The 19,938-nt window shown below is 36.4% G+C and carries 18 protein-coding genes; 3 read left to right on the forward strand and 15 right to left on the reverse strand.

Going from position 1 to position 19,938, the window contains the following annotated elements:
* The first annotated feature begins 177 nt into the window (after positions 1-177).
* Positions 178-1,343, forward strand: a protein-coding gene (locus tag MHB42_RS20420) for an IS3 family transposase (protein WP_340804338.1) whose coding sequence is annotated in 2 segments (ribosomal slippage) — positions 178-454 and positions 454-1,343 — 1,167 coding nt in all. Because the reading frame shifts where the segments join, the coding sequence is not laid out codon by codon here.
* A gap of 258 nt (positions 1,344-1,601) precedes the next feature.
* On the opposite strand, the gene MHB42_RS20425 is transcribed toward MHB42_RS20420, so the two are convergent.
* From MHB42_RS20425 to MHB42_RS20455, 7 genes are all read right to left on the reverse strand, one after another.
* On the reverse strand, positions 1,602-2,897 hold the full coding sequence (locus MHB42_RS20425; protein WP_340808467.1) for a S1C family serine protease: 1,296 nt from the start codon (positions 2,895-2,897) through the stop codon (positions 1,602-1,604).
* A 165-nt stretch (positions 2,898-3,062) separates the two neighbouring features.
* Positions 3,063-3,851, reverse strand: a complete 789-nt coding sequence (locus MHB42_RS20430) for an MBL fold metallo-hydrolase (protein ID WP_340808468.1) — start codon at positions 3,849-3,851, stop codon at positions 3,063-3,065.
* Positions 3,851-4,675, reverse strand: coding sequence for a two-component system regulatory protein YycI (locus MHB42_RS20435; protein WP_340808469.1), 825 nt, complete (start codon positions 4,673-4,675; stop codon positions 3,851-3,853). Before MHB42_RS20435 ends, MHB42_RS20430 begins: the two co-directional genes overlap by 1 nt.
* A complete protein-coding gene (locus MHB42_RS20440) occupies positions 4,662-5,990 on the reverse strand; it encodes a YycH family regulatory protein (RefSeq protein ID WP_340808470.1) in 1,329 nt (442 codons plus the stop codon). The genes MHB42_RS20435 and MHB42_RS20440 overlap by 14 nt, the downstream gene beginning before the upstream one ends.
* Positions 5,987-7,852, reverse strand: coding sequence for a cell wall metabolism sensor histidine kinase WalK (gene walK, locus MHB42_RS20445; protein WP_340808471.1), 1,866 nt, complete (start codon positions 7,850-7,852; stop codon positions 5,987-5,989). Before walK ends, MHB42_RS20440 begins: the two co-directional genes overlap by 4 nt.
* Before the next feature lie 5 nt (positions 7,853-7,857).
* The gene (gene yycF / locus MHB42_RS20450; RefSeq protein WP_340808472.1) at positions 7,858-8,571 is read right to left on the reverse strand and encodes a response regulator YycF; all 714 of its coding nucleotides are present in this window, start codon (positions 8,569-8,571) and stop codon (positions 7,858-7,860) included.
* Between the two features lie 214 nt (positions 8,572-8,785).
* Positions 8,786-10,249: a M23 family metallopeptidase gene (locus tag MHB42_RS20455; protein ID WP_340808473.1), complete on the reverse strand. Its 1,464-nt coding sequence runs from the start codon at positions 10,247-10,249 to the stop codon at positions 8,786-8,788.
* A 425-nt stretch (positions 10,250-10,674) separates the two neighbouring features.
* On the opposite strand from MHB42_RS20455, the gene MHB42_RS20460 reads away from it, so the two are divergent.
* Entirely contained in the window at positions 10,675-11,538 is an 864-nt protein-coding gene (locus MHB42_RS20460) for a YitT family protein (protein ID WP_340808652.1), read from the forward strand.
* A gap of 43 nt (positions 11,539-11,581) precedes the next feature.
* Here the strand turns inward: MHB42_RS20460 and MHB42_RS20465 are convergent, their stop codons facing one another.
* The 8 genes from MHB42_RS20465 to rpsF form a co-directional block, all read right to left on the reverse strand.
* Entirely contained in the window at positions 11,582-12,871 is a 1,290-nt protein-coding gene (locus MHB42_RS20465; protein ID WP_340808474.1) for an adenylosuccinate synthase, read from the reverse strand.
* Between the two features lie 211 nt (positions 12,872-13,082).
* The gene (gene dnaB, locus MHB42_RS20470) at positions 13,083-14,444 is read right to left on the reverse strand and encodes a replicative DNA helicase (RefSeq protein WP_340808475.1); all 1,362 of its coding nucleotides are present in this window, start codon (positions 14,442-14,444) and stop codon (positions 13,083-13,085) included.
* A 13-nt stretch (positions 14,445-14,457) separates the two neighbouring features.
* Positions 14,458-14,904 carry a 50S ribosomal protein L9 gene (gene rplI, locus MHB42_RS20475; RefSeq protein ID WP_340808476.1) on the reverse strand — a complete coding sequence of 149 codons (447 nt, stop codon included), beginning with the start codon at positions 14,902-14,904 and terminating at the stop codon, positions 14,458-14,460.
* The gene (locus tag MHB42_RS20480; RefSeq protein ID WP_340808477.1) at positions 14,901-16,874 is read right to left on the reverse strand and encodes a DHH family phosphoesterase; all 1,974 of its coding nucleotides are present in this window, start codon (positions 16,872-16,874) and stop codon (positions 14,901-14,903) included. Before MHB42_RS20480 ends, rplI begins: the two co-directional genes overlap by 4 nt.
* A gap of 13 nt (positions 16,875-16,887) precedes the next feature.
* Positions 16,888-17,829 carry a YybS family protein gene (locus MHB42_RS20485; protein WP_340808478.1) on the reverse strand — a complete coding sequence of 314 codons (942 nt, stop codon included), beginning with the start codon at positions 17,827-17,829 and terminating at the stop codon, positions 16,888-16,890.
* A 192-nt stretch (positions 17,830-18,021) separates the two neighbouring features.
* Entirely contained in the window at positions 18,022-18,258 is a 237-nt protein-coding gene (gene rpsR / locus MHB42_RS20490) for a 30S ribosomal protein S18 (protein WP_012296211.1), read from the reverse strand.
* 40 nt (positions 18,259-18,298) lie between these two features.
* On the reverse strand, positions 18,299-18,868 hold the full coding sequence (gene ssb / locus MHB42_RS20495) for a single-stranded DNA-binding protein (protein ID WP_340808479.1): 570 nt from the start codon (positions 18,866-18,868) through the stop codon (positions 18,299-18,301).
* 44 nt (positions 18,869-18,912) lie between these two features.
* On the reverse strand, positions 18,913-19,200 hold the full coding sequence (gene rpsF / locus MHB42_RS20500; RefSeq protein ID WP_340808480.1) for a 30S ribosomal protein S6: 288 nt from the start codon (positions 19,198-19,200) through the stop codon (positions 18,913-18,915).
* A 166-nt stretch (positions 19,201-19,366) separates the two neighbouring features.
* On the opposite strand from rpsF, the gene MHB42_RS20505 reads away from it, so the two are divergent.
* Positions 19,367-19,915, forward strand: coding sequence for a DUF3267 domain-containing protein (locus MHB42_RS20505; protein WP_340808481.1), 549 nt, complete (start codon positions 19,367-19,369; stop codon positions 19,913-19,915).
* The last annotated feature ends 23 nt before the right edge of the window (positions 19,916-19,938 follow it).

Below are 19,938 nucleotides of genomic sequence, written 5' to 3' on the forward strand. Positions count from 1 at the left end.
CTCTAGATTCTCTGTGTAAGGTTATTATTCACAATTTTCAAGTTATCCACATAACGATAAAAAAGCGATGGGGATTTTTTAGATTCCTGGACTAACCTAATTTTATAAGACAACATAAAACACCTTCGAATGGGGCATATTGGAAAATATGTACAAATTATTCGGAGGTGTTTTTGCATGGGCAAAAATGTATATTCATCGGAAGTTAAGTGGGCAGTAGTAAAAGAAAAATTAAGTGGTAAGTTAACAACGAAACAAATCATGGAGAAATATGATATTAAAAATAAATCACAGGTTGAGACATGGATGCGTTGGTATAAGAACAATGAGATTTATCGTTTTGATCAACCGATTGGTAAACAATATACTTACGGACATGGACCAGAAGGACAATCGGAAACAGATAAAATAAACCGTAAAATGATGCATTTAGAAATGGAGAACGAAATCTTAAAAAAGTTTATGGCAATCGCAAAGGAGTTGAACGTAAAGTAGTATTGCCAACTGTACAGAAGCTTAGTGAAAAGTATACGGTGACGATGATTCTGAAAGTGTTAAAGATTCCACGTTCTACGTATTATCGCTGGTTAAAAGAAGGAATTAAAGATAAATTAAGTGAAACTGAAATCATACTGATAGAATTATGTAGACGTACAAAATATCGAAATGGGCACAGGAAAATCAAGGCGTTATTGAAGAAGGAATATCATATAGAATTAAATCGAAATACGGTACAAAGCTTGATGCAAAAACATAATCTACAGTGTCGTATTAAACGCAAGCGGAGGTGGAAATCGCAAAGTGGACAAGAAGTAATTGTACCGAATATATTGGCTCGTAATTTTATCGCAGTAAGTCCGAATGAGAAATGGGTAACGGATATTACGTATATTCAATATGGTAGTACTACTCTTTATTTAGCAACTATATTAGACCTTTATAACAATGAAATTATAGCTTATAAGTTATATGACCACCAACAAACACCATTAGTAATGGACGTGTTGAAAGAGGCTTTAAAAGTACGAAATTATCCTAAAGGCGTCATTGTACATTCAGATCAAGGTAGTGTCTATACTTCTTATGCTTATCAAAACCTTATAAAAGAAAGAAATTTAGTAGGAAGTATGTCTCGACGAGGAAACTGTTGGGATAATGCGGTTATTGAGTCATTTCATTCAAACTTAAAAACAGAAGAATTCCAATATACTAAATTTAATTCACTAAATATCGAGGAGGTAAGAGAACGAATTGATGCATATATCAAATATTATAATGAGGAACGAATTCAAGAAAAATTAGGCTACTTAACGCCTATTGAATTTAGTCGTCAAGTAGCCTAAAACAAATAATTCGGTTAACAACAGTATGTTCGGTTAAAAGGAATCTTAAACATACATCGAAGAACGGCTTTACATGGAGTGGCGGGCATGATAGCCTAGTTGGGCAAAGCCAGCTCTATCAAGCTGGCGCTATGGCTCAAGAATTATGCCCGCAGAGGCTCCATGTCAAGCCACTAGAGCATAAATAACATTATTTAATAAAAAGGTGTTTTATGTTTGTCTCAAATCACTAGGGCAGTTCATCCCATCGCTTTTTCTTTATAGTGTGTTACCGTTTGTTAAAGTTAATGTTAATTCCTCTAGCTTGCCTTGACGGTATACCTTTAATGTAAGTTTATCGCCAATTTTTTTATCATTATATAAATGCTTACGTAAATCAATAGCTGTTTCAATTTTTTGCCCATCCATTTCTACGATAACATCATATTGTTGAACACCTGCTTTTGATGCTGGTGAGTTTTTAATAACATCTGTTACAACAACGCCTGTTGTTACTTCTTCAGGTAATTTTAATGTTTGTTGCTGATAGAATGCTGGAACATCTGTTAAATCTGCTAAGGATACACCCATTGTTGGACGTTCCATTTTGCCGTTTTTCTCTAGTTCCTCAATAATTGGAATAGCTGAGTTCACTGGAATGGAGAAACCTAAGCCTTCAACAGAGGATTCAGCAATTTTCATGGAATTGATGCCTACTAATTCTCCAGCTAAGTTAACAAGAGCTCCCCCACTATTACCTGGGTTAATCGCTGCGTCTGTTTGTAAAACTTCTTGCTGCCAATCTTCTGTGCCATCACCATTTAAGTCTACAGGTACGGAACGATCTTTACCTGAAACAACACCTGTTGTCACAGAGCCATAAAAGTCTAAGCCAAGTGGATTTCCGATAGCAATAACCGTTTCACCTTGCTTTAGCACATCAGAGTTACCAAAGGTTGCGACTGTTTTTACATTCTTCGAGTTAATTGAAATTACAGCGAGGTCTGTCCAAACATCAAGACCTACTAATTGAGCTTCTTCTTTTGTGCCATCTGGCATCGTCACCTCTAACTGTTTAGCTCCTTCAATTACATGGTTATTTGTGACGATAAAGGCTTTATCTCCTTCAACTTTATAAATAACACCTGAGCCGCTTCCTGCCTCTTGTGTTGTTGTCGACGGTGGACTCCAAAAGCCTCCGCTTGTTACTTCTTGAATATTTGTTATACCAACAACTGCTGCTGAAGCTTTATCAACTGCTGCTGTAACATCTGATTGTACTTCTGTTGCAACTTGATTAATGGTTGTCTGATTTGCTGTTGAGTTACTGGATGCTGTACCAGGCATTTGATTGACAAGTCCGGGTAATAGCAGCCATACAAGTAAAGCACCGATAATAACCCCGATTAGCCCACTAAAGAAATAGCCTCCTTTGCTGCCGCCACCTTTCTTTTTATGGCGTTTAGCCTGTAATTCCTGCTCCTCTCGCTCTAATCGTTCTTGAAGAGGTGTTTTTGGTATTTCATCTTTCTTTAATAAATCATTGTTTTTATCATCATCTTGAAAATAGCTCATGTGCCTCATCCTTTCATATACTGCTATTTGTTAATTGTTACCCTAATCTTACAATTCAAACATTAAAATTAGATGAAAAACAAATAAAATGGACATAAAAATAGCTGCCCAATGCATTTTTTTAATGCACTGAACAGCTTCAAGTTTTGCCTAAATAGCTGATGCTTAAACCGTGACTAATTTTGTTGGTTCTTCTGCATCTGTATCAAAAAGATGAATATACTCACCTACAATTATGCCACAAGATTGCAAGGTTTGGGAAACACTCATGCGTGCAAGCTCCTTCATATTATTATCCTTACTTAAGTGGGAAAGATAAATATTTGTAGGCTTCTCAAATACAACCTCACTCATTGCAATGGCTGCATCCTCATTCGATACATGTCCTACATCGCTTAAAATGCGGCGTTTAATAGACCATGGATAGCGTCCCATTTGTAGCATGTTGATATCATGATTGCTTTCAAAAACAAAGGAGTCTGCACCACGGATAATCCCCTTCATACGGTCACTAACATAACCTGTATCCGTGATAATAACAAGCTTGCGATTATTTTCATGGAAAGTATAGAACATAGGGTCGGCTGCATCGTGTGATACGGCAAAGGATTCCACAGCTAATGAACCAAAGTGCTTAACAGTATCCATTTCAAATTCAAAGCGCTGTTCTATAGGAATATCCCCTACAAGCCCATCCATAGCCTGCCATGTCTTGGCATTTGCATAAATAGGTACATTATATTTGCGTGCCAATACACCAATACCTTTAATATGATCGCTATGCTCATGTGTAACAAAAATACCGCTAAGCTGCTTCATATTACGGTCGATTTTTGTAAAAAGCTGTTCCATCTTTTTCCCACTAAGACCAGCATCAACGATAAAGGCATGATCATCATTTTCTACATAAATCGAATTGCCTGTACTGCCACTTGCTAAAACACTAAATCGCATTATTCAACTCCCCAGTCGTTGTCTTCTTCAATCTCTTGATTGTCCCCATTAATTTCGATAACTTTCCCTTCAACTGCATTGACAAAATACTCCTCTATTGTGTCATCTGCTAGCTTGACCTGTACTTCCCATGTGGGTACCAATACTTGTGTACGTGTTAATTTCACAAGTGTTGAGTAACCCAACTTCATTTGCGTAATTTGTGACTCTGACTTTAATGTTCCCTTGGCATACAACGTTTGAATAATTTGCAGTGGTGGAATGACACTTTCCTGCTGCTCCATTTCCTCAATATTATCAATCATTGTTTGCTCATACATTATAACTTCATTGTTTGGATTCCATTTTATCTTTAATGATCCATTATAATAAAACATTCGATTATTTGTTTTTTGGAAAAAAATTGCGGTTCGTTCCTCATGATCTATTTTCCATAAGGCATAGGATGCCCCTTCATTTATATTAGCAAGAGCAAAATCTGTAAAGCTCGTATTATCACTTACATTTCGTAGCTTCACAGGCTTTATGAAAATGGCATGAACTTTTGTATTATCATCCAGAATTTCGATTTGTTGATTTGTATCGCTAAATTCAGCTTCTGTGAATTTATGTACTTGCGCTGAAATATAAGAAGCCGATTCGATATTATTTGGTAATGTGCCATACGTAATATTATCATCCTTTAATCGTGCTTCTATTGTTCTTTCACCAGGTACTTCAATGTCTTTCGCTTCATTATAGCGATTTAAGTAAAGCAAATAGAGGGAGATATTTAAAATTAAAAACACAAGGATAAAAATAGATTTTGTTTTACTCCAATCCATTTTTGACACCTCCTAATACTTCAGGCGTCAGCTTTATCCATGTCCCTTTACGAATAACAAACCAACACGGCTCAAATGTAAATATATTTAATTCTTGGTTTTGTGTAATTAAATTATAGCCTCGCACAATTTCATCAATATCCGATAACACAATACTGTTCGAATCTTTAATAAGCTCTATAACTTCTGTACCAGATGGTAGCTCTATAATTTCCTTTTCAAATGGAATATCCATATCTAAAGAAAAGTATGGACGCTTATAGTGGAAGATTCGGCCGTCCCCCCAAATTGTTGTCATTCTTGTAATCACATGGTTACTGTAAACCGGTAAGCCCTGCAAATAAAATTGATAATCGATTTGATTTTTATTGGCTCCAGCTGACACATATCGAAAGTCAGCAGTAAATCCTCCGTGCTCATTAATAAATTCAAAACTATCCTTTATTAATTTGGATGGTTCGACTCTTATACTACTTTCAGCAGCAGGATACACATAATTCAACGATTTCAAGTTTGTATCCAATGTCATTAATGACATCCCATCTGTATACTTTTCAGAGGTTGCACTTTCAACATTTCGTTGCACAATATTGGCATCGGGAAATAGCACATTTTTAAATAGCTCTGGCGTAATATCTTCAATATAGTACGTATATTTGACAGATTCATTTTTAGTATCAGCAAGATAAAGTGATGTATAACTACCTCGCTCTATTTCTTTAAATGCCTCAAATTTTTTAGCAGGCTCAATAATCTCTTGCATAAATTGATTCATATTTGGAATGCTGACATGCGAACGAAATAACGATTGATTATTATTACTAATATAATAAAGTGTTAGCTCTTTATTATCATAATTACTCCAATCAATAATCATACGATTAAAAGTAGTTTCAGGTAAGGTCTTATCTGTAAATTGAAAAATTGTATTAAAGGCTGAGAATGGTACCTCACCTGTAAAAAATATCGTCATACGCTTATCTGCACGGATAATTTCATTGACATAATTTGATGAAAGACTATTGTTAATAGGCACTAAATCAAGAACATTCCAGCCTTTAAATGTTTGCATAATCTCTTTCATCGTCGTGTTAGATACAGTACCTGTAAATTTCTCATCAAAGCGATAAACTGCCTTATATGGACGAATAATATCCTCCATATCCTTTTGAGGTTTAATTAAAATTTCTTTCCCCTCATTTTTTTCAATATATTTATAGTCAGGTGTATAGGTCCAAATTAAAAAGGTTAATACAACGCTTAGCATAACAAGTAGAAATAACACAACAGATTTAACTGGCTCTATATATCTCATTCCCACTCACCTGCCTCACTAAATTCATCTGCATCATATGGTAATGTGAAGAAAATTGTTGTCCCTTGACCTTCCTCACTTTCAGCCCAAATTTTACCGCCATGTGCCTCAATCATTTCCCGCGCAATAGCCAAGCCTAAGCCTGTCCCTCCCATGGAACGGGCACGAGCACGGTCAACACGATAGAAACGATCAAAAATCCGACCTACATTTTCCTTTGGAATCCCCATACCATCATCTGAAATCATAACCTTCAATGTATCTCCTTGTCCTGTAAAACCAAAGCGAATATTGCCACCGTCAGGCGAATACTTAATAGCATTTGAAATAATATTATCAATAACCTGTGTCACCTTATCTGTATCAATATCTACATAAAATGGTGTTTCAGGGAATAGACGTTCAAAATGCACTTTATCGGTTTTAGACATCTCAAAACGATCAATAATGCGATTAAAGAAGGAATTAAATAAGACAATATCCTTATTTAATTCATAATCTGCACTATCCATTCGTGATAATTGCAATAAATCATTAACTAAGCGAATCATACGCTCTGTTTCTGTTTGTGTAACATGTAAAAAAGTAGGTGCGATATTTTCATCTTTCCATGCACCATCTGCCAATGCCTCTAAATAACTACGCATTGTTGTTAATGGTGTTCTTAGCTCATGCGAAACATTCGATACAAATTCGCGACGATCCATTTCTATCTTTTCCTGCTCTGTAATATCATGCAGCACTGTAATAAGACCATTAATAAACCCTGTTTCCTTTTGAATAACAGAGAAATTGGCACGTAAAATATAAGGTGCATCTGCTGTACTAAAATTTAGGTTAACAGCATCATGCATATGGATTAAATCTTCAAAACTATATTCCTGATCAATCCCTAAAACAGAAGCAATGGGACGACCTAATGTAATATCTCTTGAAATATGCAATAATTCCAATGCAGGGTCATTAATTAAAATAATGCGCCCCTTACGATCTGTTGCAATAACGCCATCTGTCATATTAGTCAAAACCGAATCTAGCTTACGTCGCTCAGCCTCTGTTGTAGATTGAGCCTCCTGTAAACGATTTGTTAAATGGTTAAAGGTAATTGCGAGCTGTCCTATTTCATCTGTGCCGTATACTCGTACCTTTCGAGAGTAGTTCCCCTTCGCCATCGCCTGTGCTTGCTTTCGCATATCAGCAATTGGCTGTGTAATTGTACGTGCAACTAAAATACCTAAAAAGACCGTAATTACTAAGGACATAGCTGTACCAGCAAGGAAGATACGATTAATATCATTCATTTGTTCAAAAACCGATTCAATATTCGCCTCAATATAAAGAACACCAATAATTTCATCATCAGGTCCTGCACCAGCTCGAATCGGGTTTGCTAATACCCATACTCGATTCCTTGTTTGATTATCCAATTTAATAATATCAAAGAGTGCTTCTGCTGATATTGCCCGACGTACAAGGTCTGTGTTAGAGCGTTGCCCAATCAAATTTTGATTTTCAGGCTCAGATGTCGCCAATATACGTTGTCTTTCATCAATAACACGAATTTCTAAAATATCGCCATTTGAAACATCCCTTAGCCCTGTAGAAAACTCTGTCACAATGGACTTTAGACTTTCCTCCAGCCTAGGCATGCTTTCATCGCGTTCCTTTAAAATTTCTTCGCGAATACTATATTCCATCAAATCAACACGCTGAAAAATGGAATCTTGGAAGTTGCTCTTTAAATTTTGTTCCAATTGGCGAGCGAAATAGATACCGATAATTTGTAAAGCAAGCAATATTAATAAAATATAAATCAGCACTAATTTAACATGAATGGATTTAAAGAAGCTTACTTTTTGCATGCATTTTACTCCTGTTCAGGATTTCGTAAATAATAACCTACACCACGTCGTGTCACAATCCAAGCTGGATGACTAGGATTATCCTCAATTTTTTCTCGTAAACGGCGAATTGTCACATCAACCGTTCGAACATCACCAAAATAGTCATAGCCCCATACTGTTTGCAATAGATGCTCACGCGTCATTACTTGACCAATATGTTTTCCTAAATAATGTAATAACTCAAACTCTCGATGTGTTAGTTCAATGGCTTCATCACGCTTCATCACCAAATAAGCATCTGGCTGAATAACAAGAGAGCCTACTACAATCTCATTGGATTCTTCCTCTGCTTCCTCTGCTGCAGGAGCCACTACTTGTAAACGACGCATATTTGCCTTTACACGTGCAATTAGCTCACGCGTACTAAAGGGCTTTGTAACATAGTCATCAGCACCCATTTCTAAGCCTAATACTTTATCAATCTCAGAGCCTTTTGCTGTTAACATAATAATAGGGAAGTCGTATTTTTTGCGCACCTCTCTACAAACTTCCATTCCATCACGCTTTGGCAGCATAATATCTAACAGCATTAAATCAGGCTGCTCCTCCTCAACCATCTTTAGTGCCTCATCACCATCATAAGCACAAATTACTTTATAACCTTCTTTTATTAAATTAAATTGCAAAATATCTGCAATTGGTTTCTCATCATCAACAACTAATATTGTTTTATTCATACATTCTCTCCCTTTCGTTTTCTATCTATATTCAATAAGCTGTATTTGTAAATTCACTACCCTTAACTCTATCATGCTTTTAAGTTCTGTGCATTAATCGAAGTGCTATCTCTCTAATACTGTGACATTATAAGCTATATTTCAACAAATATTTCTCGGGAAATAATAGAAAAAGGACAGTCCATTATTTCGGACTGCCCTCTATTCAATATACTTATCGACCTACATAGGATAAAGGATTTTCTAATGAACCATTCTTTTCAATTTCAAAGTGTAAATGTGTACCTGTTGAATAGCCAGTAGAACCCATAATACCAATTACTGAGCCTTTTTCCACTACTTGTCCTACCGAAACATTGATTGAAGATAGATGTCCATAAAGTGTTGTATAGCCATTATTATGATTAATGACAATGCGATTACCATAGCTACCAGATACACCAGCTGCCACAACTACGCCATTATCAGCTGCTAAAATATTGTAGTTGCTTGGACGAGCGATATCAATTCCACGGTGGAATTCTCCCCAGCGCTCACCCATACCACTTGAAACATAGCCTCCAACTGCTGGCCATACAAATTCACCTGTTCCGCGTGAAGAAATGACTTTTGTTCCCACTACTTCAATTTGATCAACTGGCTCTTGAATCACTTTTTCTTCCAATACTGCTTTGGATGTTTGTGTACCATTTTCAGATGTTAATGCATAGATTGTTTCCTTTTTGCCATTAGCACCCTCTTGCTTCACTACTTTTTCACCTTTATACATTGCAGGGTCTTCTTCTACTACTGTTTTAAATGGAATGACATCTGCTACCTTTTTTGCCTTTTTAACCTCAAGTGTTACAAATGGTTTTGCGACTGTTACATTTAATGTTTGTCCAATTTGTAAAACCGTATCAACTGTAAGATCAGGATTTAATGCTAATAGTTCAGCTGTTGTTAAATTATGCTTTTTGGCAACTGATCCTAATACATCACCTGCTTGAATTTGGTAGGATTCTTGCTCAAGATAGCCTGTCATTAAATATTTAACTGCCTGCTCAGGTGTTACAATTTTGGATGGTGCTACCTTTTCTGATAGCCCTGAAACGCCTTGCTTAAAAGAAACATTTAGCAAGCTTGACTCATTAGGTTGTAATTCTGGTACATTATTAGCAGATTGCTGATTTTGCTGTAATTTATCTAATTCTTGCTGCGAAGCATATTGTAGCTTTAGCATGCGAACCACTTTTTCATATGCCTCTGTATCCTTTAAAGAAACTACTGGCTTATGATCTACTAATAATGTAAAAGCGTCAGATTTAACTTCTAAAGACTGCTCAAGCTTTGATAAGGTTTCTGTATCTTTTGTTTCATTTGTAAATACTTGCTCTGGAATTATTTTAACAGCTGAGCTTGCATCAATCGATAATTCTTCAAATTTTTGACTTGCCTCTTGTTCTTTAGATGCAATCATTTGTTGAACAGCTGTTTCATCAGATACAGCACCAATATATTCTTTTCCCACATAAACATGGAAGATTTTATTTAAATTTTCTTTAGCAGGCTCTTTTACAAACCCCATATTAAACGTTAAGCTTGTCATTAGCATTGTAATGATCGACACTTTTTTAAAAGAAGAAAAATTGTCAGTGAATCTATTGCTTTCTTCTTTTTTATGCCAAAACGAATTCATCAATAAAGCCCCTTCCAATTTCACCTTGAGATAGGATGATTTACCCACAAGGAATTTTTGCACCCTTATAATGTACCATAAAGAAAATACTGTTTAAATGATTTCATTCTTTTGTAATATAAATGTATTATTTATTGATGAATTGTTACATAGCAATTTATTACCATAATAGGAGGTGTATTAAAAGTACCTATTGGGCTTTATAAGATACCTTTCCATTAATAAATAGTTGTTACTTCATCATAAAAGTGTTATTTGTCGAAAAAAAACTAAGCCCTTAGTACACTAATCTATTATTTTTTTCACATGAATTTTGCCTTAATACTTCCACTTTTCTAATATTTCGATAAAATATAGAAGAAAGATACTATTGGATTGGAGCGATTAAATTGAGTGATTCACAAACCTCTGGGCATACAACAAAAATGTTGAAGCATCAGAAAAATAACATGCAGAGAATTTTTGCAAGAATTATTATGGTATCACTAGGTGCTATCATTATGGCATTAGGGCTGGAGCTATTTTTAGTACCTAATCAAATTATGGATGGTGGCATCGTGGGTGTTTCGATTATTACAGCACATCTACTAAATTTACCCCTCGGTATTTTCATCTTCATTTTAAACTTACCTTTTATTTATTTAGGCTATAAACAAATCGGTAAAACCTTCGCACTTTCTACAGGACTTGGTATTACCGTACTCTCGGCAGCAACACTTGCTTTACATAGCTTGCATCCATTTACTAAAGATACTCTATTGGCAACAGTTTTTGGAGGTATGATTTTAGGAATTGGTGTTGGTATTGTTATTCGTTATGGCGGTTCATTGGATGGAACTGAAATATTAGCCATTTTATTTAATAGCAAGACACCATTTTCAGTTGGAGAAATTATTATGTTCTTCAATATTGCTATTTTTACTGTTGCTGGATTTATTTTTACTTGGGAGCAAGCGATGTACTCCATTCTCGCATATTATATTGCCTATAAAATGATTGATATTGTTATTCAAGGACTGGAAGAATCAAAATCTGTTTATATTATCAGTGATGAGATTGATGAAATTGGACAAACTATTATGGATCGACTTGGACGTGGTGTCACTTTCCTGCATGGTGAAGGTGCTTATACGGGGAATGATAAAAAGGTTATTTTTACTGTTATTACTCGTTTAGAAGAATCGAAGCTAAAATCAATTGTTGCAGAGATTGACGATAATGCCTTTTTAGCAATTGGTAATATTGCAGAGGTAAAGGGCGGTCGCTTTAAGAAAAAGGATATTCATTAAAAAATGGGTGTACCTTGTATGGCACACCTATTTTTCTATTTCATTATGCTTCCCAAACGTCTACTAATACATTTGTTTGCTCACGAGCAGGTCCAACTGAGAAAGTAGCAATTTGAATACCTGTTAATTCACTAACACGCTCTACATAGCGACGTGCATTTTCAGGCAGCTCTTCTAAAGTTCGGCAGCCTGTAACATCCTCTGACCAGCCTGGAAGCTCCTCATAAATCGGCTCACATTGTTCAATAATATGAAGATTTGCTGGATATTCTGTAATCGTTTCGCCTTTATAGTTATAGGCTGTGCAAATTTTAACAGTGTCTAAGCCAGATAAAACATCAATAGAGTTAAGTGCAAGATGTGTAATACCACTAACACGGCGTGAATGGCGAACAACTACTGTATCAAACCATCCTACACGGCGTGGACGACCTGTTGTTGTACCATATTCTCGACCAACTTCACGAATTTGCTGACCCACTTCATCAAATAATTCTGTTGGGAATGGACCATCACCTACACGAGATGTATAGGCTTTGGATACACCAATAACGTTTGTTACTCGTGATGGACCAACGCCAGCACCAATTGCTACACCACCTGCAACAGGGTTTGAGGATGTAACAAATGGATACGTGCCTTGGTCGACATCAAGTAAAACACCTTGTGCTCCTTCAAATAATACTTTACCGCCCTCATCAAGAATATCATTTAAAATTTTAGATGTATCTGTCACATATTTTGCAATTTCTTGCCCATAGCCGTAGTATTCCTCGAACATTTCCTCGAATGTCATACCTTCAACTTCATAGAATTTCTCAAATAATTTATTTTTAATCGCTAAATTATGACGTAGTTTTTCTTCAAAAATTTCCTTATCAAGTAAATCAGCCATACGGATACCGATACGTGCTACTTTGTCTTGATAGCAAGGCCCAATCCCTTTACAAGTTGTACCGATTTTATTTTCCCCACGACTTTCTTCATCCGCAATATCCTGCTTAATATGGTAAGGCAAAATAACATGTGCACGATTAGAAATACGTAGATTATCTGTGTTAATACCACGCTCTTGTAAGCCTTTAAGCTCCGTAACTAATGATTTTGGATTCACAACTAAACCATTACCGATTACTGAAGTTTTATCTTTATAGAAAATACCTGATGGAATTAAGTGTAATTTATATGTTTCACCGTCAAATTTAATAGTATGCCCTGCATTATCTCCGCCTGCAAAACGCGCAATTGCATCTGCTTTTTGTGATAGGAAATCTGTAATTTTACCTTTTCCTTCATCTCCCCATTGCGTTCCTACAACTACAACTGATGTCATAATCAGCACCTCCGTTAGATACCTGTGTATCTCAATTTTCAAGCCTAAATCATTGTAACAATGATAGAAACACCTCGTCAATAAAAAACAGTTAAAAACACGAACATAAAATCAAAATTTCTGATTCAACGTTCGTGTTTAATAACCATGTGATATAAATATTATCGAGCATTTAGATTAATGGGAAATAATAGAATTCACACATAATACATTAATCACGAGGTGGTGGTGGCGGCATTTGCGACCAGTCCACATTGATGAATTTATTGAATTCCTTTTTAAATGCAAGGGTAACAGTGCCTGTTGGGCCATTACGTTGTTTTGCAATAATAATTTCAATCATATTTTTATTCTCGGATTCTTTATCATAGTAGTCATCACGATATAAAAAGGCAACAATATCAGCATCTTGCTCAATACTTCCTGATTCACGTAAATCACTCATCATTGGCCGTTTATCCTGACGTTGCTCAACGCCACGGGATAGCTGTGATAATGCAATAACAGGAACCTTTAATTCACGTGCTAAGCCTTTTAATGAACGTGAAATCTCAGATACCTCTTGCTGACGGTTTTCCCCTGGCTTACCACTACCTTGAATAAGCTGTAAATAATCGATTAAAATCATACCAAGCCCATGCTCCTGTGCTAAACGTCGACATTTGGCACGAATTTCATTGATACGTACACCTGGTGTATCATCAATAAAAATCCCTGAATTCGATAAACTACCCATTGCCATTGTTAGTTTACCCCAATCTTCTGTAGTTAAAGCACCTGTACGTAAAACTTGGGCATCAATATTTCCTTCTGCACAAAGCATACGCATAACAAGCTGCTCAGCTCCCATCTCTAAAGAAAAGATTGCCACATTTTCACGTGCTTGTACGGCAACACTTTGCGCCACATTCAAGGCAAAGGCTGTTTTCCCTACAGATGGACGCGCTGCTACAATAATTAAGTCATTGCGTTGAAAGCCAGCAGTAATATTATCTAAATCACGGAAGCCTGTTGGTATACCTGTTACTTCTCCCTTCTGTGATTGAAGCTGTTCAATATTATCAAAGGTTTCCACAAGTACATCTTTCACATGCTTAAAGTCGCCCGCATTTTTGCGATTGGCAACCTCCATCATTTTCTTTTCTGCTTCACCTAGTAATGCCTCTACCTCGTCCTCACGTGTGTAGCCATCCTCCACAATTTTAGTAGCTACACGAATTAAGCGACGTAATAGTGCCTTTTCTTCAACGATTTTGGCATAATGGGCAACGTTTGCAGCTGTAGGGACAGCATTGGCGAGCTCTAATAAATAAGATAGCCCGCCAACATCCTCAAGTTCCTTTTTAGCTGATAATTCTTCCGTAACTGTTACAACATCTATCGCCTTTCCTTGGTCGCTCAAGCGTAGCATCGTTTCGAAAATCATTTTATGTGCATTGATATAAAAATCATCTGCTAATAAAATTTCAGATGCTGTAATAAGTGCTTGAGGCTCAAGGAAAATAGCACCGATAACCGATTGCTCCGCCTCGCGGTTATGCGGTGGAACGCGGTCTATCATCGGTTCGCTCATGCATCGTCGCTCCTTATTCTTCTGTTACATGTACTTTTAATGTAGCTGTCACTTCTTGGTGTAGTTTAACAGGAACATTTGTAAAGCCTAGTGCACGAATTCCATCATTTAAAGTCATTTTACGTTTATCAATTTTAATGCCATGTACCTTTTGTAAAGCTTCTGCAATTTGCTTTGTAGATACGGAGCCAAATAAGCGTCCACCTTCACCTGATTTTGCCTTTAGCTCTACTGTTAAAGCTTCTATTTTTGCTTTTAATGCTTGAGCTTCTGCTAATTCAGCCGCCGCATTTTTTTCCGCTAATTTTTTTTGCCCTTCTAATTGGCTTAATGCTTGAGCATTCGCCTCTGCTGCATAGCCATTTTTTATTAAAAAGTTTTGTGCATAGCCATCAGCTACATTTTTAATTTCACCTTTTTTGCCTTTACCTTTAACATCCTTTAAAAATACTACTTTCATTCGTCATAACTCCCTTCAAAGACCTCATTTATAGCTTCTTCTAAATATTTTTTCACACTATCTATGGATTTTTCATCTATTTGGCATGCTGCATTTGTTAAATGTCCACCACCGCCAAGCCTTTCCATAATAAGCTGTACATTTACCTCACCCAATGATCGTGCACTTATGCCAATTTTGCCGTCTGCTCGATGTGCAATCACAAAGGAGGCGCCAACATCCTTCATTGTCAATAGAATATCTGCTGTTTGTGCAATTAGGACTGAATCATATATTTTTGATTCCTCACCTACAGCCACAGCTATTCCCGGTTTTATAAACCGAACAGTTTGCACAATTTTTGAGCGCTCAATATAAGTATCTATATCCTCTTTTAAAAGCCTCTGTACAAGCACGGTATCTGCACCATTTGTACGTAAATATGACGCTGCCTCAAATGTACGTGCGCCTGTACGCAGTGTAAAACTTTTTGTATCAACAATAATCCCTGCTAGCAATGCAGTAGCCTCTAGCATATTAATTTTTGCACGCTTCGGCTGATATTCCAGCAACTCAGTTACAAGCTCAGCCGTAGACGAAGCATATGGCTCCATGTAAACAAGTGTTGGATTTTCAATAAAGTCCTCACTACGGCGATGGTGGTCAATCACAACAACCTTTTCAGCTATTTTCAATAAATGTGCATCAATCACTAAGTCAGGCTTATGTGTATCAACAATAACAAGCAATGACTTTTCGGTCATTTTCCCTGCTGCTTCCTCTGGTGTTAGGAAATGCTCATAGAAATCTGACTTACGCTCAATTTCATCCATTAAACGTGTAACGCTGCCATTTAACTCATCGAAATTAATAATAACATAGCCTTTTACATCGTTCATTTGTGCCATTTTACGTACACCTACAGATGCGCCAATAGAGTCCATATCAGGATTTTTATGTCCCATAATAAACACTTGGTCACTATCCTGAATTAAATCACGTAATGCATGTGAAATAACGCGCGCTCTTACACGTGTACGTTTCTCAACTGGATTTGTTTTCCCACCATAAAATTTAAGCTTACCTGTTGGTTGCTTGATTGCTACTTGGTCGCCCCCGCGCCCTAATACAAGGTCTAGGCTGGACTGTGCCAATTCACCAAGCTCCACCAATGAGGAGGAACCTACACCAACACCTATACTAAGTGTTAAAGATAAATTCTTTTGCGCTGTTTTTTCTCGAATCGTATCTAAAATAGCAAATTTTTTCTTTTCTAATTCTGTTAAAATAGATTCGTTTAATACAGCTAAAAAACGATCGGATGATATTCGTTTGACAAATACACCATGCTCTGCAGCCCATTCATTCACAATTGATGTAACCAATGTATTCGTTAGGCTACGTAGCTGATCATCCATCGCTTGTGTAATTTCATCATAGTTATCAACAAATAGAATAGCAATAACTGTACGGTCTGCATAATATTGCTTTTCTATAGCAACTTGCTCTGTTATATCGAAGAAATACAGTAATCGCTCTTCTCTTTTATAGTACACTCGATATTTACGATCATGTAATGTAATTGTTGCTTCATTTTTTTCTTCAGTTTTCATTAATACATAAATGTCGTCCGATATATCAACAATGCCTTCTCCTACTAATGTTTCCTTCTTTAAAACACCTTGCATATACGGATTCGACCATTCAATTTCATATTGCTCATTCACGAGCAATATTCCGATTGGCATTTCGAGCAATGCCTCTTCTCCGACTTTTTTCATACGGAAAGAAATGGATTCAATATGCTTTTCCGTTTCTAGAAAAACAATTTGCTCCACCTTCCATGCATAGGCCATTAACAGCGTAAAGCCTACCCCATAACCGATACCTATCCCAAAATTCCATATACATAGAAGTGCGAACGTCACAATGCCAAAAATGGAAAGAATAAAAAGCGGATAGCGAATTGGTCGTTTTCTAAAAGTCCCCATTACAATCATCCCCTTATTCTTTAGTCTTCCCCTTTACAAGTGAACGTACGTCAAAGCCTAAGTCAATAATACCTAATAAGATAATAAAGGAGGATAGCGGAATAGCTAATAAGGTAGCCACCCATTTAACCCCATTCGGCATGCCCTTTTTAGCAATAAAGTAATGGATAAAAGATATCCCCTGTAAAATAAGCAACATCCATAAAACATAAGAAACGTTTAAGACAATAATATCTAGTGTAGAGCCAGCCTCTGGGCGCATAAATAAATTAATACATAAAATAATCATGTAATACCATAAAATAGAGCGTGGTAATCGCATATTTTGAAATGGAGCAAATTTTGGAACGTCTACACCAAGTCGTTTTAAAGCTGGTAAATTTAACGTTATAATAAGAAACGCCACAAAAAATGCTGAAATTGTAATTGTTGCTGGCATTGTTAATTCAATTGTATTAAACATGGCTTCTAATTGTTCAGGTGTAATAGCTACTTGACCTGTAACATTTTTAGCAAATTCATTCGATTGCTCGTAATTTTCACGAACCATCTCTAAGCTCATGCTAATAAAATCAATACCGGCAATTTTGACATATGCCATATAAATAATTGCCATAGAAATTAAATTAGCGATTCCTGTTGATAAAAATAAATAAAGCTTACTTTTCTTTTGATAAATTGCGCTCCCCATTACAATACCTACTAGCCCTAACATAAAGGCAAATGGCAACATCGTAATGCCACTTGTAATCGTTGTTAAAATACAGCCTACTACTGCTACAAGTATTGATGCGGAACGCTTGTAATTTGCGCTATACCAAGCAATTGGTAGTGGAGCAAACAATAAAGCTACTATAAAGATAAATGGTACATATGCAGAAATAAGCATTAAAATTGTAAAAATTGCAACCATCATTGAGCCTTGTACAAGCGCTTTTGTTTGATTATTCGGCATTGAAAACCTTCCTTTTTTCAGTCAAACTTACTACCCTTTATTGTACCATTTTTTATAGCATTGAACAAAACACACTTAGCTTATGAAAAGTAGCTTAAATAATAATAAAAAAACCAGCATACTCCGATAAAAATATCGTCATATGCTGGTATTTAAAGTTGATGTAAGGTCATTACCTTAGCGTCATCAATCTTATTTATCTTCTGCTACGAATGGAAGTAATCCCATGATACGAGATACTTTAATAGCTGAAGTTAATTTACGTTGGTACTTAGCGCTAGTGCCAGTTACGCGACGTGGTAAAATTTTACCGCGCTCAGAGATGAATTTTTTTAATAAATCCACATCTTTATAGTCGATATGCGTAATGTTATTAGCAGTGAAGTAGCAAACTTTACGGCGTTTGCGGCCTCCGCGACGTGGTGCCATAGTGTGTCTCCTCCTTATCTTTTTTTATGATTTAGAAGTATTAGAATGGAAGATCATCCTCAGATACTTCGATTGGCCCTTTGCTATTCGCAAATGGGTCCTCATCTACACGTGTATAATTTTGCTGATTCATTGGTGGTTGATTTTGTTGATACGTATCGCCGCCATAAGAACCTTGTCCTGGCATAGCACCACCAAATTGTTGTTGTGGTTGACCACCACCGTATGGTGATTGGTTATTACCGTAAGTTTGTCCAGCACCGTATTGAGGAGCAGGCGCACCACCACTATTGCGGGGTTCTAAAAACTGTACGCTATCCGCTACAACATCTGTTGTGTATACTCGTTTACCGTCCTGTCCTTCATAGCTGCCTGTTTGGATACGACCTTCAACTCCAATCAAACTTCCTTTTCGCATAAAGTTCGCTAGGCTTTCAGCCTGTTTTCGCCATGCAACACAACTAATGAAATCAGCTTCACGCTCACCCTGTTGGTTTGAGAATGTACGATTGACAGCAACTGTAAATCTTGTAGACGCAATTCCATTTGGTGTATAACGTAGCTCAGGGTCTTTTGTTAGTCTTCCAACTAATACGACACGGTTTATCATCAGAATACAACCTCCTTTTCAGCGTTTTGTTAAAAAATAAATAATTAAGCTTCTTCACGAACTGCAATGTGGCGAATGATGTCTTCGCTGATGTTAGCAAGACGTGTATACTCGTTAATTGCTTCTGAAGGAGCGTTTACTTTTACGATTTGGTAGTAACCTTCGCGGAAGTCTTGAATTTCATAAGCTAGGCGACGTTTGCCCCACTCTTTCGCTTCGATGACTTCTGCACCGTTAGAAGTTAAGATTTCGTTGAAACGTTCAACTAAAGCTTTCTTCGCTTCGTCTTCAATGTTTGGACGTACGATGTACATTAATTCATATTTTCTCATCTGTTTACACCTCCTTATGGACTTAGGCTCTCCTATTAATAAGGGAGCAAGGAGCAAGTAATTAATTATTACTCACATCAATGAATTGTAACATATAGATAGTAGTCTTTCAAGTCGCAAAGTAATAATTCATTTTATATAATGGATAGAAGAAAGGAGAGCATTTATGCTACCAGACAGAGAACCGATTATTATTGAAGTCAATTTAAAAAAATTAATGATGGATAATATTGTGGTAACAGTTGGGCTTGTACTATTATTTACAGCTATTCAATACATTTGCTTGAAGGATTTTTATTTTTCTATTTGGGCGATGATTGGTGGTATAGCATTATTCGCTATTTTATATATTGTTTTTATTGTTCTGCATGAAGCGTTTCATTTAATCGGCTTTATGATTTTTGGGAAGGTGCCTTATAAATCTTTAAACTATGGTATAAATTTAAAGCTTGGTATTGCCTATGCAACAACTAATCAGCCGCTCCCTAATCATGCTATGAAAAAGGCTTTATTATTACCATTTTGGACAACTGGTGTCCTACCAACTATCATTGGGTTTTATTGTAACAGCACCGTTTTAATATTGGTTGGCGCCTTTTTAATAGCAGGAGCTGTAGGTGATTTTGCTATGTATAAAGAATTACGTAAATATCCGAAAGATGCGCTTATACAGGATGACCCACATTTGCCAAAGCTATATGTATATCTTCCTTAGCCAAAAATAGGCTGTTAGAAAAG

Origin of the sequence: Lysinibacillus sp. FSL K6-0232 (assembly GCF_038008325.1) — a bacterium.
GTDB lineage: Bacteria > Bacillota > Bacilli > Bacillales_A > Planococcaceae > Lysinibacillus.